Raw genomic sequence first — 20,279 nt, 5'->3', positions numbered from 1 at the left:
GCGCAAGGATATATTGCCATGACCAAGACTGCCGCCGCGCCTTCCAATCTCGGAGCCATCGACGCCGCCCACCATCTCCACCCTTTCTCCGACATGAAGAAGCTGAATGCCGACGGCACGAAGATCATCAATCGTGCGGAGGGCATGCACATCTGGGATTCGACCGGCAAGCAGTATCTCGACGCCTTTGCAGGCCTCTGGTGCGTCAATGTCGGCTACGGGCGGGACAGCATCGCGGAGGCCGCCTATCAGCAGATGAAGGAACTGCCGTACTACAACACCTTCTTCGGCACGACCACGCCGCCGACCACGCTGCTCGCCCAGAAGATCGCCAGCCACACCGGCCCGAACCTCAACCACGTCTTCTTCTGCAATTCCGGCTCGGAAGCCTCCGATACCTGGTTCCGCATGGCGCGCGTCTACTGGAAGGCGCTCGGCCATGAGACCAAGACCATGGTTATCGCCCGCAAGAACGCCTATCACGGCTCGACCGTCGCCGGTGCTTCGCTCGGCGGCATGACCTGGATGCACGAGCAGGGCAACCTGCCGATCCCGGGCATTGTCCATATCGGCCAGCCGCACTGGTACGTCGAGGGCGGCGATCTGTCGCCCGCCGAGTTCGGCCTCAAGGTCGCCCGCGAACTCGAGGACAAGATCCTCGAACTCGGCGAGGAAAATGTCGCGGCCTTCGTCGCCGAGCCGATTCAGGGCGCCGGTGGCGTGATCGTGCCGCCGGATACCTACTGGCCGGAAATCGTCCGCATCACCAAGAAATACAACATCCTGCTGGTTGCCGACGAAGTCATCTGCGGCTTCGGCCGTCTCGGCACCTGGTTCGGCCACCAGCATTACGGCTTCGAGCCGGATCTGGCGCCGATCGCCAAGGGCCTGTCGTCCGGCTATCTGCCGATCGGCGGCGTGCTCGTCTCCGAGCGGGTCGCCAGGGTGATGATCGAGGAACTCGGCGACTTCTACCATGGCTACACCTATTCCGGTCATCCGGTGGCGGCTGCCGCAGCGCTGGAAAACATCCGCATCATCGAGGACGAAAAGCTGGTCGAGCGCGTGCGCGACGACATCGGCCCGTATTTTACCGAGGCCTGGCGCTCGCTTGCCGATCACGACCTGGTCGGCGAAGCCGTCAATGTCGGCCTGATGGGCGCGGTGCAGATCGCCGCGGACAAATCGACCCGCCGCCGCTTTGCCAAGCCGGACGAAGTCGGCACGCTGGTGCGCAACCAGTGCGTCAACAACGGCGTCATCCTGCGTGCCACCGGCGACCGCATGCTCGCGTCCCCGCCGCTGATCATCTCGCGCTCCGAGGTCGACCAGACCGTCGAGACCCTGCGCAAGGGCCTCGACTGGCTGAAGGACAATCACAAGGAATAGGCGGCCGGTCGCTCAGTCTGAGCCCGCGTCCTTGCCCCTCACCCTGACCCTCTCCCCGCAAGCGGGGCGAGGGGACGCAGGATGTGCCGAAGGTGCAAATCTCAACGTTTGTGACGGGCGAAGACCGTACAACACGTCCCTTCTCCCCGCGGGCGGGGAGAAGGTGCCGGCAGGCGGACGAGGGGCAGTGAAGACTGGTCCTGTGAAAGTCTATTGAGACCTCACGGCATCAACTGGCCGCCATTGACGTCGATCGTCTGGCCGGTGATGTAGCCCGACAGCATGTCGGAGGCGAGGAAGAGGTAGGCACCGACGCAGTCTTCCGGTGTCCCGGTGCGGCGCAGCGGCACGCTGGCCGCGACCTGGTCGAGCTGGCCGGCCAAGGCGTAGCGATCCTGGAACGGGGTTGCGATCACGCCGGGCGCCACCGCGTTGACGCGGATATTGTATTTGCCGAATTCGAGCGCCATGCCCTTGGTCACGGCCGCGACGAAGGCCTTGGACGAGCCGTAGATCCCCGATCCGGCCGTGCCGCCGCTGCGTGCCGCAACGGACGTCGTGTTGATGATGAAGCCGCCATCCTTCTTGAGGTGGGCGACGGCAGCACGGCTGGTCGCGACGACCGATCGCGCATTGACGTCCATGACCTTGTCATAGTGCGCGTCGGTCATCTCTTCGTAGAGGACGCGGGCGATCATGCTGCCGGCATTGTTGATGAGCCCGTCCAGCCGTCCGAAAGTCTGGGCGATGCTGTCGACGGCGGCCGCCATCTCCTCGGACTTCGCCGCATCGGCCTGAACGAGCGACACCTTGCCGCCGGCGCGCTCGATGTCGCCGGCAATCGCCTGGGCTGCCTCGACGCCGGAATGGTAGTGAAGGCCAACCGCCGCCCCTTGCGCGGCGAAGGCGCGGGCAAGTGCTGCTCCGATCCCGCTCGACGCGCCGGTGATCAGCACCGTCTTGCCGGAGAGATCGGGAATGGTCAGTGTATGGGACATGTCGTGCCTCCTTCGGACAGGGGGCACAATACACGCTCAATCGAACGGTTTTTCAAGCACCTGGCGGATCAAGCCGCCTGCCATTCGAAGGGCAGCGGCGCCTCGCGGAATGCGAAGCGGTCGAGATGGCTCGATACCACATTCTTCATCCGCTCCAGCACCTCGTCCGATACCGCCTCGATCTCCACGGTCAGCGCCTTGTCGTCGGCGCTCATGGTGGCGACCGCCTCGGAGAAGCGGACGATGCCGCTTTTCTCTCCCAGTTCGACGTCGAGCTTGTGGCTCCAGTGCTTGCAGAGCTGCTGCAGGTACTTCCAGCCGTTTTCGGTCGGCACGGCCGCGATTGTCTTGACCATGGTCAGAGCCTCTCGATCTTGCCGGCCGCCTCGTCGATCAGGCGGGCCACTTCGAGCTGGATTTCGCGGGTGACGCTCTCCTGCGACAGGCGGTCCTGGAGGGCGGCCTTCAGGTTCTGCATGGCACGGCGGACCGGTGCGGCATCCGTGCGTGCGCTGACCTTGGCAAGGGCGGCCAGCCGTTCCATGGCGGTCGCGACCTCGCCGGCTCTTCCGGCAAGATGGGCACGTCCGGCCTCGGTGATGGCCAGCAGCTTGCGCGGGCCTGCGCTCGCCTCTTCCTCGGCAAGGCCCATGTCGAGCAGCAGGGTCATGGTCGGGTAGACGACGCCCGGGCTCGGGGCATAGGCGCCGCCGGAGCGGTTCTCGATCTCGCGGATCAGGTCATAGCCGTGGCGCGGCTGTTCCTCGATCAGCTTGAGCAGGACAAGCCGCAGCTCGCCGCTCTCGAACATGCGACGGCGTTCGCCGCCATGGCCGCGGCCGCCCTCGGGACGTCCGCCTGGGAAACCGTGCCGCATGGCATGGCGGGTGGCGCCGTGTTCGTGATGGCCGAAATGAAAGTGTCTCATGATGTCGTTCCTTTGTGAATATGTTTGAACTGCATCTAAGATATATCGTAAAGCTATCGTTGCAAGTGGCCGGACTCATTTTTTCTCGCGCGATTCACGAATTGGAAACACCGGACGCCCTTGGATGGAGTGCAGCCCCGGCGTAACCTGGCATCGGGATAATCAGCAGGAGGAGGAGAGCGCAGCATGTCCGGCAAGCACCACGAGTACAGCGTGACCGTCACCTGGACCGGCAATCGCGGCAACGGCACGTCCGGCTATCGCGAATACAGCCGCGACCATGTGATCTCGGCCAATGGCAAGCCCGACATTCCGGGCTCGTCCGATCCCGCCTTCCGCGGCGACTCGGAGCGATGGAATCCGGAGGAATTGCTGGTCGGCGCACTCTCGGCCTGTCACAAGCTGTGGTACCTGCACTTTTGCGCCGTCTCGGGCGTCGTCGTCACGGCCTATGAGGACCACGCGGAGGGCACGATGGTGATGGACGAGGAGGGCAGCGGGCGCTTCACCGATGTCGTCCTGAAGCCGCGCGTGACGATTACCGAAAGGAGCGATCCGGCCATCGCCGAGGAACTGCACGGCGACGCGCACGAAAAATGCTTCATCGCCAATTCGGTGAATTTCCCGGTGCGCTGCGAGCCGGTGATCATAAAGGGCTGAAGGGAACGAACGGTCCCTCAGTCTGCCCGGGGATAGAGGAAAGCGTAGGCGAAGTGGTAGAGGTCGCCCTCGCGCCCGAAGATATAGGGCAGGGCGATCGTCTTCGTCTTGCCGACCTCAAGATTGCCGTGTGCGGCAAGCCACTCAGCGACATCGTCCGGCAGCGGCATGCTCTCCCGCCCGCGATTGCGCCAGACCACCAGCAGCGGATGCGTCGTGTCGAAGGCGAAGGGCTTTTCGAAAGCCTCGTAGCCCGGAATGGTCACCGGGATCTCCGGCGCGTTGAGGCGGATATTGCCGGCGATCTGCTGGTCGCTCGCGAGGATCAACGAGGGTCGGTTGGCGTCGGAGGCGAGAATCTCGGCGACGGCCGCCGCATAGGGCACGTTGATCTTCTCGTATTTGCCGATCATCCCGTGGATCGGGATGCGCACCAGCAGGACCAGGGGGATCAGCACCATCAGGCCGAGACCGATCGGCAGGAAGCGCGGCAGCTGGCGCTCCGAGGCAAGGCCGCCCGCCTCGATCTTCAGGCAGAGATAGAACGGCAGCACCAGATAGATCGGCGTCAGCCAGCGGTCCTTGATGTTGCTGGCGCCGAACAGGACCACGGCGACCAGCGCCACGCCCGAAATCAGCATGATCCGGCCGAGCAGCCGGCTCCACGGGCTGGAGGCCCGCAAGGCCCGCGCCATGTCGCGGCCGAAGACGATGGCGAACAGCACGAGGGTCAGCGCGGCAAATCCGGCAAAGGCAAGCGCCAGGGAGGACAGGCCGGTGACGATCTGCGACAGCCGGCTCGAAGTCTCCTCCGCCGTCAGCTTGCCGATGGTGCGGCCGGTGGCGGCGTCGAGATGATCGAGGAACCACAGCCCGTGCGGCAGGACGACGGCCAGCGCGATCGCCGCCGTCACGAGGATGCGCCAGTCGAACAGGCGGCGGCGGAATTCCGGCTCGGCGAGCATGGCCAGGAGGGCGGCGGCCGGCAAAAGGACGAAATTGTATTTGGCGATCATGCCAAGGCCGATGGCCAGTCCCGTCAGCGCATAGGTGACGATGCTCGGCGCGCGGATCGCCCGGACGAGGGAGAAGAGGAACAGGCAGGCGGTGAAGATCACCGCTACCGTGTGCGTCAGGTCGCGCTGCGCCTCGAAGCTGATCTGCGGCATGGTGAGAAGGCCGAGCGTTGCGATGATCGCCAGGTCGCGCGAGCGCAGCACCATGAAGGCGGTGAGGCCGAAGAACAGGTAGGATAGTAATAGGACGAGGTTTTTCAGGATGGACAGCGAAGCGAGCGTCGGGCCAAGCAGCTGTTCCGCGCCGTATTGCAGCCAGTTATAGAACGGCGGCTGGCTGTCGTAGCCGACCGAGAGCCACTGGGCGAGGAAGAGCTGCTGGCCCTCGTCCAATTCGAGCGAATGCGGCAGGACGAGCCGGACGATCACATTGGCGACGAAATAGACGCCGAGCAGCGCAAACAGCAGAGAGGGCCGCTGGCGCAGCGCGGCGACCATATCAGGCGTCCTTCTGGTAGGTCTTCCGGACGATGTAGTTCTTCGTCGTATCGTCCGAGCGCGCCAACATCTCGGCCAGGATGCCGGTGGTGATCATCTGGATCGAGGTGAGGAAAAGCATGACGCCGACGAGCAGCAGCGGGCGCGTGCCGATGTCTTCGCCGAGGCCGAACTTGACCCAGGCGAGATAGAGCAGGATCAGTGAGCTGATCGCGCCGATCAAAAGGCCGATCGTGCCGAAGAAATGCCCCGGACGCTGCTTGAAGCGCATGAAGAACAGCACCGAGAGCAGATCGAGGAAGACGCGGATGGTGCGCGAAATGCCGTACTTGGATTCACCGAACTGGCGGGCGTGGTGGGTGACGACGCACTCGCCGATGCGCGAGCTGGGCACCACCGAGGCGACCCAGGCCGGGATGAAGCGGTGCATGCCGCCGAGAATGCGGACCTGCTTGATGACCGACGAACGGTAGAGCTTCAGGCCGCAGCCATTGTCGTGGATCTTTACGCCGGTGGCCGCACCGATCAGGCGGTTGGCGCACCAGGACGGGATCTTGCGCAGCACCAGTGCATCCTGACGCGCCTTGCGCCAGCCGCAGAGCAGGTCGAGATCGCGGGCGTTGAGCTCGGCGACCATGGAGGGGATGTCATAGGGGTCGTTCTGCAGGTCGCCATCGAGCGTGGCGATCAGCCGGCCGCGCGCCGCGTCGAAGCCTGCCTGCAGGCCGGCGGCCTTGCCAAAATTGCGCTGGAACTCGACGATCTTGAGATCCAGGCCCTCGCGGCCGAGATAGGAGCGGGCAATGCTGAGCGTCTTGTCGGTCGAGCCGTCATCGATCAGGATCAGTTCCCAGCTCTTGTCGAAACCCTTCATCGCATCGCAGACACGATCGATCATCGGGCGGAGGCTTTCCTCCTCGTTCATCACCGGGATGACCAGCGACAGTTCAACGTCGTAGACGGCAGTATCGTCCTGGGTAGGTTGGGAAAGGCGCTCGAACGACACGGCTGGGATACTCCGAAAATGGCTGGCTTTTGCTGTGCCGGTTGTTATAGGAACTAAGCAAAGAGCGCAATTCGGAACTTCTCAGGCCCCCATGCAGACAGACGAGCAGAACCGCCGGCCGTCGGCCCTGGTGCGCCATCGACTGTCGCTGATCGCCGCCGCCGCGATCCTCGCCTATGCCGCCTTCGTTCATTATCTCTGGGGCTGGGGCTCGATCGTCGCCGAATGGCGCGCCATCGGCTACGGCACCGTGGCAGCCGTGATCGGCCTTCTCGTCTCCACCTATTTCGTCCGAGCCTGGCGGCTCTACGACTATTTCCCGCGCGAGACCTCGGGCCGGTTCGTCGAGCTCTTCCATCTCGCCCAGGTGCACAATCTGCTGAACATCATGCTGCCGTTCCGCAGCGGCGAGACCAGCTTTCCGCTGCTGATGCGCTCCGAGTTTTCCGTGCCGCTGCTGCACGGTACTTCGGCGCTGCTGGTCATGCGGCTCTTGGATCTGCACGCGCTGCTGGCCGCCGGCGGGCTGGGGCTCGTTCTGTCGGCCGAAGCGAAGACCGGCCCGGCGCTCGTCTGGCTTGCCTTCCTCGTCGCCCCCATCCCGGCCTTCCTGCTGAAGGGGCCGGTGCTCGCCGCCCTTCGCCCGCGCCTCAAGGGCAAGCTCGCCCGCATTCTCGACGGCATCATCGACGGCCTGCCAAGCGACCTCTTTTCGCTGCTGCGCGCCTGGATGGCGACGGTGGTCAACTGGGGTGTCAAGGTTCTGGTCTTCGCCTGGGCGCTCGGACTGATGGGCGTCGCGCCGCTTTCCGCCACCTTCGGCGGGGCGCTCGGCGGGGAGCTGTCCTCGGTCCTGCCCTTCCATGCCCCGGCCGGCGTCGGCACCTATTCGGCCGGCATCGTCGCCGGTGCCGTATCGCTCGGCGCGCCGACCGCCGGCGCCGCAATGGACACGCTGGCCCGCGCCAGCATCAACATGCACCTGATGATCATTCTCTCGGCGCTGACCGGAACCGTGCTGTCCCTGGCGCTCAACGAGCTGAGACGTCTCAGGGCCGGCCGCTGAGCGGCCCGCCCTGATCGTTCACGCCGTCCCGGATCCGCTCCGAGGATCGGGCTCCCGACTTTACTGGAAAGCCGTCTCGAAGAAGCTGCGCAGCTTGCGCGAATGCAGCTTCTCCTTCGGCATGGCGCCGAGCTTCTGCAAGGCGCGGATGCCGATCTGCAGGTGCTGGCTGACCTGGGTCTTGTAGAAGGCGGTCGCCATGCCCGGCAGCTTCAGCTCGCCATGCAGCGGCTTGTCGGAGACGCACAACAGCGTGCCGTAGGGCACGCGGAAGCGGAAGCCGTTGGCGGCGATGGTCGCCGATTCCATGTCGAGCGCGATCGCCCGTGACTGCGACAGGCGCTTCACCGGCCCGCGCTGGTCGCGCAGTTCCCAGTTGCGATTGTCGATGGTGGCGACCGTTCCGGTCCGCATGATGCGCTTGAGCTCGAAGCCCTCATAGCCGGTGATCTCTTCGACCGCATCCTCCAGAGCCAGCTGCACCTCGGCCAGCGCCGGGATCGGCACCCAGACCGGCAGGTCGTCGTCGAGAACATGGTCCTCGCGCACATAGGCATGCGCCAGCACGTAGTCGCCGAGACGCTGCGAATTGCGCAGGCCCGCGCAATGGCCGAGCATCAGCCAGGCATGCGGCCGCAGCACGGCCACATGGTCGGTGATCGTCTTGGCGTTCGAGGGGCCGACACCGATATTGATCATGGTGATGCCGGCATGGCCCTTGCCCTTGAGGTGATAGGCCGGCATCTGCGGCAACCGCCCGATCGCCACGCCTTCGCTCGGCTCGCTGTGGCCGGGAAGCGTGACGAGATTGCCCGGCTCGATGAAGGCGGTATATCCGCCGCCGCCGTCCGCCATCAGCTTGCGGGCATAGGCGCAGAACTCGTCGATGTAGAACTGGTAGTTGGTGAACAGCACGAAGTTCTGGAAATGCGCCGCGCTGGTCGCGGTATAGTGCGACAGCCGGGCCAGCGAATAGTCGATGCGCTGCGCCGTGAACGGCGCGAGCGGCTGCGGCTCGCCGGGCCGCGGATCGTATTCGCCATTGGCGATCTCGTCGTCGGTGACGGTGAGGTCCGGCGTGTCGAACAGGTCGCGCAGCGGCATGTCGGCCAGCCCGCTGGCGGCGGCCTCCACATGCGCGCCTTCGTCGAAGGCGAAATGCAGCGGGATCGGCGTGGCCGATTCCGACACCACGACCGGGACCTGGTGATTGCGGATCAGCAGCGCGAGCTGTTCTTCGAGGTAGTGGCGGAAGAGCTGCGGCCGCGTCACCGTCGTCGTGTAGAGGCCCGGCGCGGTCACATGGCCATAGGCGAGGCGGGTGTCGATCTGGCCGTAGCTCGTGGTCTCCAGCGTGACCTGGGGATAGAAGGCGCGGTAGCGCCCGGCGATCGGGGCGCCGTTGGCCAGCGCTGCAAACCCGTCGATCAGGAAGCCGGTATTGCGCTCATAAAGCGCGGTCAGCGCATCGACGGCAGCTGCGGCGTCCGTGAAAACCTGCGGCTCGAACGGATCGGGGCTGATGAAATTGATGGGGGAGTGAAAGTGGATTCGTTTGCTCATAAGTCATTATAGTGGAGACTTCTTGACAAGCAAACGACGTGGTTCGCGCTGAATTCACGGTTTGGTGCAGTCGGGAAGGCTGCCAGCGCACATCGCGGCAAATCCGGTCCGCGGACAAGCTCAGCTCATCGACTGGCGCTGGAGGCTGACGAACAGCACGAGGCCTGCACCGCTCTTCGCAATCTTGATCTCTTCCGAGCGGGCGACGCCGACCGCGACGAGCGGGCCGAGAAACAGGCCGGCGACAAGGGTGCAGCGAAGGCAGAGGGCGGCAATGTGGCTGGCGGAAGCGCGCATGGTGGTGTCCTCGGGGCCTGGGTTCAAAGAGCGGTGTTGCAGAATGCGCCGCCTGCGGGAATGCAGGCGGAGGAAACCGAGAAGGAGCGCCCGGCCGCGCCGTTGCCGGCGGTCACCAGTCCGGCGACGAGCATCGCGAAGATGGCCATGCCCAGAGAGAAGATCGTCATGCGCCGTGCCAGCTTTTCCATCACCGTATTCCCCGGTTCGTCGTTCTGATGCTGACGTTATGACGGCCCGGCCCTGAACCGGTGCTGAGGCGCCGGTTCATCTGGCATTCAGATCGATTAAGGGGAATTCACTTGAACATCCGCCGGTCGTATCTAAGTCTTGTGGGCATCCCGCACGCTTTCCCCCGACGAACCGGAGAGAATCCCATGACCAAGCCGATCGAACTCTATTACTGGCCGACCCCCAATGGCTGGAAGATCTCCATCATGCTCGAGGAACTCGGCGTTCCCTATGAGGTGAAGTACGTCAACATCGGCAAGGGCGAGCAGTTCGAGCCGGACTTCCTGAAGATCGCCCCGAACAACCGCATGCCGGCGATCATCGATCCGAACGGCCCGGGCGGCGAACCGATCTCGGTCTTCGAGTCGGGCGCCATCCTGCAATATCTTGGCCGCAAGTACGGCAAGCTCTATCCCACCGACGAGCGTGCCCGCGTCGAAGTCGACCAGTGGCTGTTCTGGCAGATGGGTGGTCTGGGGCCGATGGCCGGCCAGGCGCATCACTTCCGCCAGTATGCGCCGGAGAAGATCGAATACGGCATCAACCGCTACACCAACGAGGTGAACCGGCTCTACGGCGTGATGAACAGGCGGCTTGCCGATCGCGACTATCTGGCCGGCGACTACTCGATCGCCGACATCGCCTCGATCGGCTGGGTCGTGCCGCACAAGAACCAGGGTCAGGATCTCGACGACTTCCCGAACCTCAAAGCCTGGTTCGAGCGCGTCATGGCGCGCCCGGCGGTCGAGCGCGGCATTGCCGTCGGCCAGGAGAAGCGCCAGAACATCGCCCAGGACGACGACGCCAAGAAGGTGCTGTTCGGCCAGAAGGCGCGCTGAAGCAAAGGCCCAGAAAGAAAGAGAGGCCCGGCAGTCGTCTGCCGGGCCTCTCTCGTTCTTGACGCTTGCTGCGGTTCAGAGACGCGACCAGGTCTGGGTCTTGCAGAACACCGACATGACGCAGCCCTGCATCTTCAGCGAATTGCCGGATACCTTGCCGGAACCGGAATAGGTCTTGTCAGCGTCCGGATCGGTGATGGTGCCCTTGTAGGCGCCGGCGGCGCCGGCCATCTTGCCGATCTGCTTGCCGGCATGCTTGCCGGTCTTCAGCGTCACGCAAAAGCTGCCGCCGCACGGGGCGATCTGCGCGGTGGCGCCGCTTGCCGTCTTCCAGTTGCCTTCGATCGGTTCGGCAGCCTGAACCGAAGCGGCCGAAAATGCCAGGGCCGCAGCCGCGGCGACGATAATCATGCGCATTGTGTAACTCTCCTCCCGAAATGAGCCCGAATGCTGATGGACCGGCACTCCAATGCCGGCATGGCCGCGCCCGACGTGCGCGCTCCATGGGTCAGCAGAAGGAAAAATATCTTACGCGGACGTAAAGGTAAATAGCCGTTCCAGGCTTTTACAACCGCGCCGAAAACCCGGTTTTTCGGCCTTTCAAGCAGAGGCATCAAAAGCCAAGTGTTTTTCGTGGTTAGCGTTCGGTTTAAATCCGCTCCTGAAGTTTTCGTAAATTTTGAGCCGAAATCCTTGTGTTTCAGGCAGGGCGATGCTTAACGAAAAGCCAAGTTTACAAAGCATTTGTACTTTGTTTTCAGCAAATTAATCATGCATTTTAAGCGCCCGTTGAAAGGCTTCCGGCATAGTGAAGTCATCAAACGAGCAGGGAAAACCCGCCGCTCCGGAAGAACCTCAAAGACGCCGCGACAGACGGCCAGGGGTTCCAAAGGAAGGCCTCTCAAGGGCCAAAACAGGGACAGTTTAAACCGTTAGGCTAGACAGGGACAAAACCGATGGCACGCTTTGAAATGCACAATTCCGAAATGGCCACGATGGGTGGCGAGACTCGCGCCGATGTCTTCTGCGACATGGGGCTGATGTATGCAACCGGCCGCGGTTGTTCCATCGACCTCGTCTCGGCGCACAAGTGGCTGAACATCGCCGCCATCAAGGGCTGCGAACGCGCCGCGGAACTCCGCGCCGATCTGGCCCAGACGATGAGCAAGACCGAGCTTGCCGAAGCCCTGCGCTCGGCCCGCGAATGGATGACGATGCACTGATCGTCATGACCAGTTCCCCGGTATGATACCGGGTTCAACAGACAAGAAAAACCCTGAGAGAGGGGAGCGTGGCGGGGGACCTTTGGACGGGGCCTGTGCCAACACATGAGAACCGCGACCGGCAGGAACAAGGCCGGCGCGGTTCTTTTTATTTGGCGTATGCCTGCCCGATCAGAGCGACTTCAGCACTTTGGGCAGCACGTCCTCGAACAGGTCCATGTCGGCCGGCAGTCCGGTCGAAACGCGGATGCAGCGGTTGAGCGGCGCAACGCCCGGCATGCGGATGAAGACGCCGTGCTGCATCAGTCCGTCGACGATGGCACGGGCGCGGGTGCCGTCGCTGCCGCAGTCGATGGCGACGAAATTGGTGGCCGAGGCAAGCGGAGCAAGCCCGTTTGCCGTGGCGATTGCGGCGATGCGCTCGCGTGCGGCCACGATGCGCGCAACCACGTCCTTCAGATAGGCCTGGTCGGCAAGGGCGGCGAGCGCTGCCTCGGTCGAGAGGCGCGGCATGCCGAAATGATTGCGGATCTTGTCGAAGGCAAGAACCGTCGCCGGCGTGCCGAAGGCATAACCGACGCGCGCGCCGGCCAGGCCGTAGGCCTTGGAGAAGGTGCGCATGCGCAGCACATTCGGCAGGTCGATCAGCGCATCGGTCGGCGGCGCCGAGCCTTCGGGCGCGGTCTCGCAATAGGCTTCGTCGAGAATGAGCAGCGTGGTTTCGGGCAGCGCCCGGGCAAAGGAGACGATGCTGTCGGCATCCCACCAACTGCCCATCGGATTGTCCGGATTGGCGAAATAGACGAGCGGCGCGTTTTCCCGCTTCACCGCGGCGAGCAGGCCGTCGAGATCTTCGCGGTCGTCGACATAGCGCGTAGTCACGAGCCGGCCGCCAAAGCCGTTGACGTGAAAGTTGAAGGTCGGATAGCCGCCGAGCGAGGTGACGACCGGCATTCCGGGCTCGATGATCAGCCGGACGATCAGGCCGAGCAGGTCGTCGACGCCTTCGCCGACGACGATATTGGCCGGGGCCAGACCGAGATGGGCGGCCAGCGCCGTCTTCAGGGCAAAGTTTTCGGGATCGTTGTACTTCCAGATTTCGCCGGCCTTGTCGCGGATTGTCGCGAGCACGGAAGGGGCGGGGCCGAAGCCGCTTTCATTGGCCCCGATCCGGGCGATGACCGGCAGGCCGCGCTGCCGTTCGATGGCTTCCGGCCCGACGAAAGGCACGGTTGCGGGAAGGGCGCTGATCAAGGGGGTGAAGCGCGAAAAACCGGACATGCTGTCTTGAGAATCCTGGAAAGATTGAAATCCGGCACACAATAGGTCCAATTGCGCCCTGCGCAAGGGCAGGACTTGCCGGAACTGCCGTGTCCGCGGGCATATCTTTTTCCTGTGAAGGGGCGTGCCTAGCTGTGACCTTCAGGCCGGTGATGGAGTCTATAAGATTACGCATGGAAGTCAGAAGCCCCGGTCGTTGACCGGGGCGGAATGCCTATGGCTCGCGCTTCATATCCGGGTCGTCTTCAGGCGCAACGCATTGCCGATCACGCTGACGGACGACAAGGCCATCGCTGCCGCGGCAATGATTGGCGACAGCAGTATCCCGAAGGAGGGATAGAGCAGTCCGGCGGCTATCGGGACGCCCGCGGCATTGTAGATGAAGGCGAAGAACAGGTTCTGGCGAATGTTGGCCATCGTGGCGCGGCTGAGCTGTCGCGCCCGCACGATACCCATCAGGTCTCCCTTCAGCAGCGTGACGCCGGCACTTTCCATTGCGACGTCGGTGCCGGTACCCATGGCGATCCCGACGTCGGCGGCGGCGAGAGCCGGCGCATCGTTCACGCCATCCCCTGCCATGGCGACGATCCGTCCTTCCCCTCTCAGGCGCGACACGATCTTGCTCTTGTCTTCCGGAAGGACCTCCGCCTCGACTTCGGCGATCCCGAGGCGTCGGGCGACGGCATCCGCGGTCGTCCTGTTGTCGCCCGTCAGCATGACGATGCGAATGCCTTCATCCACCAGCGTTCTCAGCGCTTCCGGCGTCGTCTCCTTCACCGGGTCCGCGATCGCAAACAGGCTTTCGACCTTTCCATCGGCCACCATGAAGATCACGGTTGCTCCGTCGTTGCGCAGGCTTTCGGCCTTGGAGAGGAAGGCGGACAGGTCGATCGCGTGTTCCTCCATGATCCGATGGCTTCCCAAGACAACCCTTCGTCCCTCGAAAACGCCCGTAACGCCCTTTCCGACAGGGCTGTCAAAGTCCTGGACTTCCCCGAGCGACAAGCGCCTCTCGACCGCCGCATTGACGATTGCCAGCGCCAGCGGATGTTCGCTCGATCGTTCCAGGCTGGCAGCGGTTCTCAGCACGTCCGCTTCGGACAAGCCGGGGGCGGGAACGACTGCCGTGAGCCGAGGTTGGCCCTCGGTGAGCGTGCCCGTCTTGTCCAGCACCAGCGTGTCGACCTTCTCGAGCCTCTCCAGCGCTTCCGCGTTCTTGATGAGGACACCGACACTCGCGCCTTTTCCGACCCCGACCATGATCGACATGGGAGTGGCCAGTCCCAGCGCGCAAGGACACGCGATGATGAGAACTGCAACGGCGGCGACAAGGCCGTGGGCGAAGCGCGGTTCCGGACCGAGGAAAACCCAGAGAAGGAACGAGGCCAGGGCAATCAGGACGACGATCGGAACAAACCAGCCGGAAACCTGGTCTGCGAGACGCTGGATGGGTGCGCGGGACCTCTGTGCCTCGGCCACCATCTTGACGATCTGTGACAGCATGGTGTCTGCGCCGACGCGGCCGGCCTCCATGACGAAGCCGCCGGTCCGGTTCATGGTGCCGCCTATCAAGCTCGCTCCGGGCTCCTTGGTCACGGGCATGGATTCCCCCGTGATCATGGACTCGTCGACCGAGCTTCGCCCCTCTTTCAGCACCCCGTCGACCGGCACTTTCTCGCCGGGACGAACGCGCAGCATGTCGCCGACGCTGACGGCCTCAAGTTCTATGTCCTCGTCGGTGCCATCGGCCCGCACCCGTCTGGCGATCTTGGGCGCGAGATCGAGAAGCGCGCGAATGGCGCCGCCCGTTTGCTCCCGTGCACGCAGTTCCAGGACCTGGCCCAGGAGAACGAGAACCGTGATGACGGCGGCGGCCTCGAAGTAGACCGCAACCGCTCCCTCGGCCGAACGAAAGGTCTCGGGGAATATGCCGGGCATCAGTGTGGCAACGACGCTGAAGAGCCAGGCCACCCCCACGCCCATGGCGATAAGCGTGAACATGTTGAGATGGCGAGTGAGGATCGACCGCCAGCCGCGTTCGAAAAACGGCCAGCCCGCCCAGAGCACGACAGGTGTTGCGAGTGCGAGCTGGATCCAGTTGGAGGTCTGCGGCATCAGCACGCCGTGAAGGTTGGTCAGATGGCCGCCCATTTCCAGCGCCAGCACGGGAACGCTGAGGGTTAAACCGATCCAGAAGCGCCGGGACATATCGGCGTACTCGTCGCTGCCATGCTCAGCGGCAACGGGCATCTCAGGCTCGAGAGTCATGCCGCAGATGGGGCAGTTGCCTGGGCCGTTCTGCCGGATCTGCGGATGCATTGGGCAGGTGTAGATCGTCGTCTTTGCGATTTCTCCACCGGCCGGGGCCGGTGGTATCGACGTGTCCGGCGCATGGTCACCATGATGGTGATGCGCATGTTTGTGCTGGTCTTGGTGATGCGTGTGATGTTGGTCGGTCATGGAAACCTCCTCACCCTGCCTTGCCATAGTCGACGAAGGTCATCATGCCGGTCGCCATGTGATAGAGATGGTGGCAGTGCAGCGGCCAGCGTCCCGGATTGTCGGCGTCGAACTCGATCGCAACCTGTGCCATTGGCGGGAGCATCACGGTGTCCCGCATGGCGCCGTCGAGCGCCATTCCGTTGATCGCCACGACCTGGAAATGATGGCCATGGAGATGCATGGGGTGGGCCATCATCGACATGTTGTGCATCGAAATCCGGACCCGCTGGCCCTCGACCATGTCGAGCGGGCCGTCGGCAGTGATTCCCCATTTGTAGGTGGCCATGTCGCCGCCGAGCATCAGTTCGAACCGCTGGTCGGCAGTACGTGTCGGAAGGGGCGAGAGGCTCTGCAACCTCTGCTCCAGCGACAGGTCCAGAACCGGTCCCTTGTTGGCGCCCGATGTTTCGAGCTTCTCGACACGCGCCGCCGGCGTCGCCAGAACGATCCCCGTCCTCTCGCTCGCCCCCTCGCGAAGCGCAAGGATGGGAAAGGCTCCTTCCTCCGCCGGCAGGTTCAGTCGGATGTCGGCACGCTGACCCATCGATAAAGGAAACCGGCGCCCGCGGACTGGCACGACGTCCAGCCCATCGACAGCGATGAGTTCACCTTCGATCGGCCCGGTATCGATCGTGAACCCGGTCGCCGTCGCGCCATTGATGATGCGCAGCCTGACGCGTCCACCGCGCTCGACGCGGACAACCTCCGGATCGTCGAGCGTTCGGTCATTCGCGAGATAGGCGTCGTACTCGATATCGTTGAGATCCATGGCTGGCATGGCCATCATCGGCATGCCCGCAGCCGTTCCGCCGCCCATCTGGTGCCCACCATGCATGTTCATCATCGATGTCATGCCGCCATGGCCCGAGGGCATGGCGTGGCCACCCGCGCCGGACTGGAGCCCGGCCAGCAGTTCCTCTGGCGATTTGAAGGAGAAATCGTGCAGGAGAACCACGACCTCCTGTTCGTCGCGGGCCCGGTCCTCGGCCGTGCGGATGATCAGGGGCGCCGCGAGCAGGTTCTGCTCCTGCAAAGTGTGGGCATGCATCCAGTGGGTTCCGCCCCTGCCGACCGGAAAGTCATAGGCCCGCGTTTCGTTCGGCGGCAGCAGGGTCGACGGATTGCCGGGCACGCCGTCCATCTTCCAGGGGGGCGTCAGACCGTGCCAGTGGATCAGTGTTTCCTCGCCACTCTGGTTTTTCAGGAGAACGTCGAACCTTGTGTCGGCATCCAGAACCAGTCCGGCTCCGCCTGCTCGGTTGGTCAGTCCGAAGACGGAGGCCGGCTTGCCGTTCACCTCCAGCGTGCGCTTGCCGATGACCAGCTCGCTGGTGCTTGTGGTGGCTCTTGCCACTGCGCTCGCCAATGGTGAAAGGGCCGTCGCACCGACGGCGAGCGTCTTCAGAAAATCTCTTCTAAACATGATATCTCTCTCGATCCCGGTCGCTTCACGACCATGCTGTTGACAGGTGAAGTCCGCGCGATGCGCGCTTTCGTCAGCCAGCAGATCGGGGAGGGTGCCATCCCGGAGAGGGAGCTTGCCCGGATAACCGGTTGGATCGCCACAGGACAGCAATGGTCGGGGCAACAGTCTTCAGGATCGTCCCGGTACCATGGATCGGCGCCACGCAGAGAGCGCACGCGCTGCGACAACAGTCTCCGTGATCCGTATCCTGATGGCCCGAGTCTTGATGAGGATTGTGATGGTGCGCGTCCGCCAGTTCAGCAGATCTGGCGCACAGGTCCGTTGAGGCGTGCGATTGGACAGCGGCGAAGACCAGCACGATCGCCAGCGCGGTCGCCACCACTCTCAACCAGTTCTGAATCCCACGGGCCGAATTCATACACGTCTCTCATCACCGATGGCGCCAACTCTAGCGCCTACAAATCTGCCGGAATTGATCTCCGTCAGCCAGGTCATCAGAAAAACAGTGCACCTTCCCATCGGGGGAAGGTCAAGAGGCGTTCTGCAGGCGCTGCACATTTCGTGGGACGGTGGTGAGGAGAAGCAGGCCGTGGCGGGTACGTGCCTAGCTAGCGATAGGCGGGCGCCGGCTTCCGCACCTTCTCGCCCATGATGAAGTCGGCGCGCACGATGGAATGAAGCACGTGTTCGGGAATGGGGCAGATGAACTTCACCCCGACACGGCTGCCGTTGCGATAGACTTCGGCACAGCCGATCCGGTCGGCGAGCCCGATGACCTGGATGTAGTAGTGCGATGACAGCCCGATCGTCGTGGTGATCTCGAGCGCCGCCCCACCCTGGGAGATGTCCACAACTTCGCCGCTGCGCATGGTGATGCCGCTCAAGCCCGGGCTGACGGCCATGATGCGTGCCGGGCGGCGGACATAGAACCGCTCCCATTTGCGCTCGTACATTTCCGAACTTACCGCCGCCAGATGTGTTCCATCCTGCATGGCATTCCCCTTCTTGCGCCTTGCGGCGGTTTCTTGAAAGGGAGGCTGCAGCAAAAGCATTGTGGTGAGGTCAATCAAGACGCTAAGTTTTTATGAATCATCCGTTTTCCAAAGGTAAATTGCGTTTCAGGCCGCAGCGCCGGGTCCCTCGGTGCCCGTGACGGGGCCGCCTGGCTCATTGATCCCGATCATTGCTGAGGGTTCGGCGTCCAACTAGGGTGAGCGGCAGGAGATGGGGGATTTTCACAATGCGTCGGCCGTACAAGGGTTTGTTCCTTGCCGTTCTGGGCCTGCTCGCCAGCGCGGTTTGCGGACCGGCCGCGCTTGCGGCTTCGGGCGCCATCCGCAACGGCACGACGGGCGAAACCTTCGACGGCCTGCAGGATGCACTGTCGAGCGCCCGCGACGGCGACGCGATCGAGGTCGTCGGCGGGCCGTACACGGGCAATTTCCTGGTCGAACACAGGGTGACGCTCAGTGGGCGGGGGCAGGGGGCGGACCGGCCGGTTCTTGATGGCGGTGGCCGGGGTTCTGTGCTGACGATCCGCGCCGAAGGCGTGGTGGTCGAAGATCTCGAGATCCGTCATTCGGGGAAGGGCGACGATCCCTTCTTCTTCTGGGGCGGTGCCGGCGTGACCGTCGCGGCCGATGGCGCGAGGCTCAGCAACCTGCATCTCGCCGGCAATGACTGGGGCGTCGTGATGCTGGGCGGCCGCGGCTCCACGATCGAGGAATCGCAGATCGAGGACAATGCCCGCGACGGCATCGCTATATTCGGTGGCCGCAGGCACCGCATCGTCGGCAACTCGATTCTGCGCAACGAGACCGGCGTCTCCATCGACGTGCTGCATACCGAGCGCCGTTCGCCCTTCGCCAGCTTGGGCGATCCGGCTTCGGTCGCGCGCATTGCCGCCGACAATGCCAAGGCCCGGCGCAGCGAGGACATTGTCGTTGCGCGAAACGAGGTTCGCGGTAATGGCAGCTACTGCATCACCGCCACGTGGCACAGCCGTCGCCTGACCATCGAGGACAATGTCGTCCACGCGACCGGGATCGAGCGCAAGCATGATGTCGCGCAGATGGAACTGATGGAGAAGACGGTGGCAACCAGCCTCGGCCTCTCCGGTGTCGGCGTGATCGACCGCGAGGCGATCGGCAGCGGCATCTACATCCTGTGCAGCACCGAGGACAGCCTGATTGCCCGCAATCGCGTGTTCGACAACCTCGGCGCCGGCATCTTCATGAGCGGCTCGGACCGCAACGAGATCCGCGCCAATACGGTCTCAGCAAACGAGATCGGCATCTTTCTCGTCGGTTCCAACGCCAGCCGCATCAACCGCAACACGGTGGCGGACAACAAGGCGCACGGCATCCGCATCGGCGGCGGCAATCCGCTTGCCACGCCTTCGGCCGACAATCTGCTGACGCTGAACGACATGGCGGGGAACGGCGTCAACGCCTTCGACTCGTCCGGCCGCCGGCTGACGGTCGATGACCTGTCCGGCGTAATCGACAGCCTGCCCTATCCCGAGCCGGTCAAGCAGCAGTTGCGCGCCAACCGGTCGGTGCGCGAGGCGATGCTCGGCGCCATGCTGAAAGGCCTCGTTCCCGCCTCGAACCGATGGGACGACGGTGCCCTTGGCAATCGCTACGACGATTTCGACGAAACAGCGGAGGGCTTTGCCGACGCAAACGGCGACGGCATTTCCGAGGCCGGGCGCCCAATTGACGGCGGAACCGCGGTCGACCGCCATCCGCTCGATGCGCCGACGGTGGCGAGGCTTTCTGCCGCACCGTGACTGCGACCCAAAGGCGAGTGGCTCGCCTTGAACGGGCGGTCCGACAGGCCTACTATCAAAACAGAGGCGGAATTGCCTCGCAAAAAGGGAGAAAGTCATGAGCCGTTTCAATATTGGCCACAAGTCCTGGGTGATCGTCTGCGACGGTGCAAAGGCACTCTTCCTGCGCAACGATGGCGATGCCGGTCTCGTCAACCTCACGGTCGTCGACCACCAATCCCAGCCCGACGAGGCAAGCCGAGACATGGGCTCCGACCGGCCCGGCCGCGTGTATCAGTCGCAAGGCACGGCTCGCAGCGCCATGGAGGACACTGACTGGCACGAGCAGGCCGAGGGCGACTTCCTGAAGGATGTCGCCAGGAAGGTCGAGAAACTGGTGGAATCGCACGAGATCAAGGCGATGATCCTGATTGCCCCGCCGAAGGCTCTGGGTCTCCTGCGCGCCGAACTCACCTCCCTGCCGGAAGGCATTATCCGCGCCGAAATCGACAAGGACCTGGTGAAGCTGACCGTGTCCGAGATCGAGAAGCATCTGGCCGCGCTGAAATAGACAACCAGACAGACA

20 protein-coding genes are annotated in these 20,279 nt (G+C 63.7%); 7 read left to right on the top strand and 13 right to left on the bottom strand.

From position 1 onward, the window contains the following. Window positions 1-18: 18 nt before the first annotated feature. A complete protein-coding gene (locus L867_RS0107015) occupies window positions 19-1,389 on the top strand; it encodes an aspartate aminotransferase family protein (RefSeq protein ID WP_028736211.1) in 1,371 nt (456 codons plus the stop codon). Window positions 1,390-1,610: 221 nt separating this feature from the next. Here L867_RS0107015 and L867_RS0107010 read toward each other — a convergent pair whose 3' ends face one another. From L867_RS0107010 to L867_RS24770, 3 genes are all read right to left on the bottom strand, one after another. Beyond that, window positions 1,611-2,387, bottom strand: coding sequence for an SDR family NAD(P)-dependent oxidoreductase (locus L867_RS0107010; RefSeq protein ID WP_028736210.1), 777 nt, complete (start codon window positions 2,385-2,387; stop codon window positions 1,611-1,613). 68 nt (window positions 2,388-2,455) lie between these two features. Next, window positions 2,456-2,743, bottom strand: a complete 288-nt coding sequence (locus L867_RS0107005) for a DUF2218 domain-containing protein (protein WP_028736209.1) — start codon at window positions 2,741-2,743, stop codon at window positions 2,456-2,458. 2 nt (window positions 2,744-2,745) lie between these two features. Further along, window positions 2,746-3,315, bottom strand: a complete 570-nt coding sequence (locus L867_RS24770; RefSeq protein WP_051438859.1) for a PadR family transcriptional regulator — start codon at window positions 3,313-3,315, stop codon at window positions 2,746-2,748. 186 nt (window positions 3,316-3,501) lie between these two features. Here L867_RS24770 and L867_RS0106995 point away from each other — a divergent pair, with 186 nt between their 5' ends. Continuing rightward, window positions 3,502-3,975 carry an OsmC family protein gene (locus tag L867_RS0106995; RefSeq protein WP_028736208.1) on the top strand — a complete coding sequence of 158 codons (474 nt, stop codon included), beginning with the start codon at window positions 3,502-3,504 and terminating at the stop codon, window positions 3,973-3,975. 17 nt (window positions 3,976-3,992) lie between these two features. Here L867_RS0106995 and L867_RS0106990 read toward each other — a convergent pair whose 3' ends face one another. Continuing rightward, window positions 3,993-5,489 (bottom strand): ArnT family glycosyltransferase, encoded by a 1,497-nt coding sequence (locus L867_RS0106990; RefSeq protein ID WP_028736207.1) that lies wholly within the window; start codon window positions 5,487-5,489, stop codon window positions 3,993-3,995. Window position 5,490: 1 nt separating this feature from the next. Further along, window positions 5,491-6,495, bottom strand: coding sequence for a glycosyltransferase family 2 protein (locus L867_RS0106985; RefSeq protein WP_037172712.1), 1,005 nt, complete (start codon window positions 6,493-6,495; stop codon window positions 5,491-5,493). A 91-nt stretch (window positions 6,496-6,586) separates the two neighbouring features. Between L867_RS0106985 and L867_RS0106980 the strand changes: the two genes are divergently transcribed. Beyond that, window positions 6,587-7,561 (top strand): lysylphosphatidylglycerol synthase domain-containing protein, encoded by a 975-nt coding sequence (locus L867_RS0106980; protein WP_028736205.1) that lies wholly within the window; start codon window positions 6,587-6,589, stop codon window positions 7,559-7,561. A 60-nt stretch (window positions 7,562-7,621) separates the two neighbouring features. Here the strand turns inward: L867_RS0106980 and L867_RS0106975 are convergent, their stop codons facing one another. From L867_RS0106975 to L867_RS27310, 3 genes are all read right to left on the bottom strand, one after another. Continuing rightward, a complete protein-coding gene (locus L867_RS0106975; RefSeq protein WP_028736204.1) occupies window positions 7,622-9,124 on the bottom strand; it encodes an AMP nucleosidase in 1,503 nt (500 codons plus the stop codon). A 120-nt stretch (window positions 9,125-9,244) separates the two neighbouring features. After that, the gene (locus L867_RS27680) at window positions 9,245-9,421 is read right to left on the bottom strand and encodes a hypothetical protein (protein ID WP_169734067.1); all 177 of its coding nucleotides are present in this window, start codon (window positions 9,419-9,421) and stop codon (window positions 9,245-9,247) included. Window positions 9,422-9,444: 23 nt separating this feature from the next. Then, on the bottom strand, window positions 9,445-9,612 hold the full coding sequence (locus tag L867_RS27310; RefSeq protein WP_156951554.1) for a hypothetical protein: 168 nt from the start codon (window positions 9,610-9,612) through the stop codon (window positions 9,445-9,447). 186 nt (window positions 9,613-9,798) lie between these two features. Between L867_RS27310 and L867_RS0106960 the strand changes: the two genes are divergently transcribed. Further along, on the top strand, window positions 9,799-10,491 hold the full coding sequence (locus L867_RS0106960; protein WP_028736203.1) for a glutathione S-transferase family protein: 693 nt from the start codon (window positions 9,799-9,801) through the stop codon (window positions 10,489-10,491). 75 nt (window positions 10,492-10,566) lie between these two features. Here L867_RS0106960 and L867_RS0106955 read toward each other — a convergent pair whose 3' ends face one another. After that, window positions 10,567-10,908 carry a DUF2147 domain-containing protein gene (locus L867_RS0106955; protein ID WP_028736202.1) on the bottom strand — a complete coding sequence of 114 codons (342 nt, stop codon included), beginning with the start codon at window positions 10,906-10,908 and terminating at the stop codon, window positions 10,567-10,569. A gap of 539 nt (window positions 10,909-11,447) precedes the next feature. Here L867_RS0106955 and L867_RS0106950 point away from each other — a divergent pair. Further along, window positions 11,448-11,714, top strand: coding sequence for a sel1 repeat family protein (locus L867_RS0106950; RefSeq protein WP_028736201.1), 267 nt, complete (start codon window positions 11,448-11,450; stop codon window positions 11,712-11,714). 171 nt (window positions 11,715-11,885) lie between these two features. On the opposite strand, the gene L867_RS0106945 is transcribed toward L867_RS0106950, so the two are convergent. The 4 genes from L867_RS0106945 to L867_RS0106925 form a co-directional block, all read right to left on the bottom strand. Further along, entirely contained in the window at window positions 11,886-12,995 is a 1,110-nt protein-coding gene (locus L867_RS0106945) for a pyridoxal phosphate-dependent aminotransferase (protein WP_028736200.1), read from the bottom strand. 228 nt (window positions 12,996-13,223) lie between these two features. Then, window positions 13,224-15,455: a copper-transporting P-type ATPase gene (locus L867_RS0106940; protein WP_028736199.1), complete on the bottom strand. Its 2,232-nt coding sequence runs from the start codon at window positions 15,453-15,455 to the stop codon at window positions 13,224-13,226. Window positions 15,456-15,465: 10 nt separating this feature from the next. Then, a complete protein-coding gene (locus L867_RS0106935) occupies window positions 15,466-16,920 on the bottom strand; it encodes a multicopper oxidase family protein (RefSeq protein WP_028736198.1) in 1,455 nt (484 codons plus the stop codon). Between the two features lie 611 nt (window positions 16,921-17,531). Beyond that, on the bottom strand, window positions 17,532-17,915 hold the full coding sequence (locus L867_RS0106925; protein ID WP_028736197.1) for a PilZ domain-containing protein: 384 nt from the start codon (window positions 17,913-17,915) through the stop codon (window positions 17,532-17,534). A 248-nt stretch (window positions 17,916-18,163) separates the two neighbouring features. Between L867_RS0106925 and L867_RS0106920 the strand changes: the two genes are divergently transcribed. Then, window positions 18,164-19,714: a right-handed parallel beta-helix repeat-containing protein gene (locus L867_RS0106920; protein WP_028736196.1), complete on the top strand. Its 1,551-nt coding sequence runs from the start codon at window positions 18,164-18,166 to the stop codon at window positions 19,712-19,714. A 97-nt stretch (window positions 19,715-19,811) separates the two neighbouring features. After that, window positions 19,812-20,264: a baeRF12 domain-containing protein gene (locus L867_RS0106915; RefSeq protein WP_028736195.1), complete on the top strand. Its 453-nt coding sequence runs from the start codon at window positions 19,812-19,814 to the stop codon at window positions 20,262-20,264. Window positions 20,265-20,279: the final 15 nt, after the last annotated feature.

This window comes from Paenirhizobium selenitireducens ATCC BAA-1503 (assembly GCF_000518785.1).
GTDB classification, from domain to species: Bacteria; Pseudomonadota; Alphaproteobacteria; order Rhizobiales; family Rhizobiaceae; genus Allorhizobium; species Allorhizobium selenitireducens.
The sequence above is the reverse complement of the archived record's forward strand: the minus strand, read 5'-3'. Positions and strand labels throughout refer to the sequence as shown.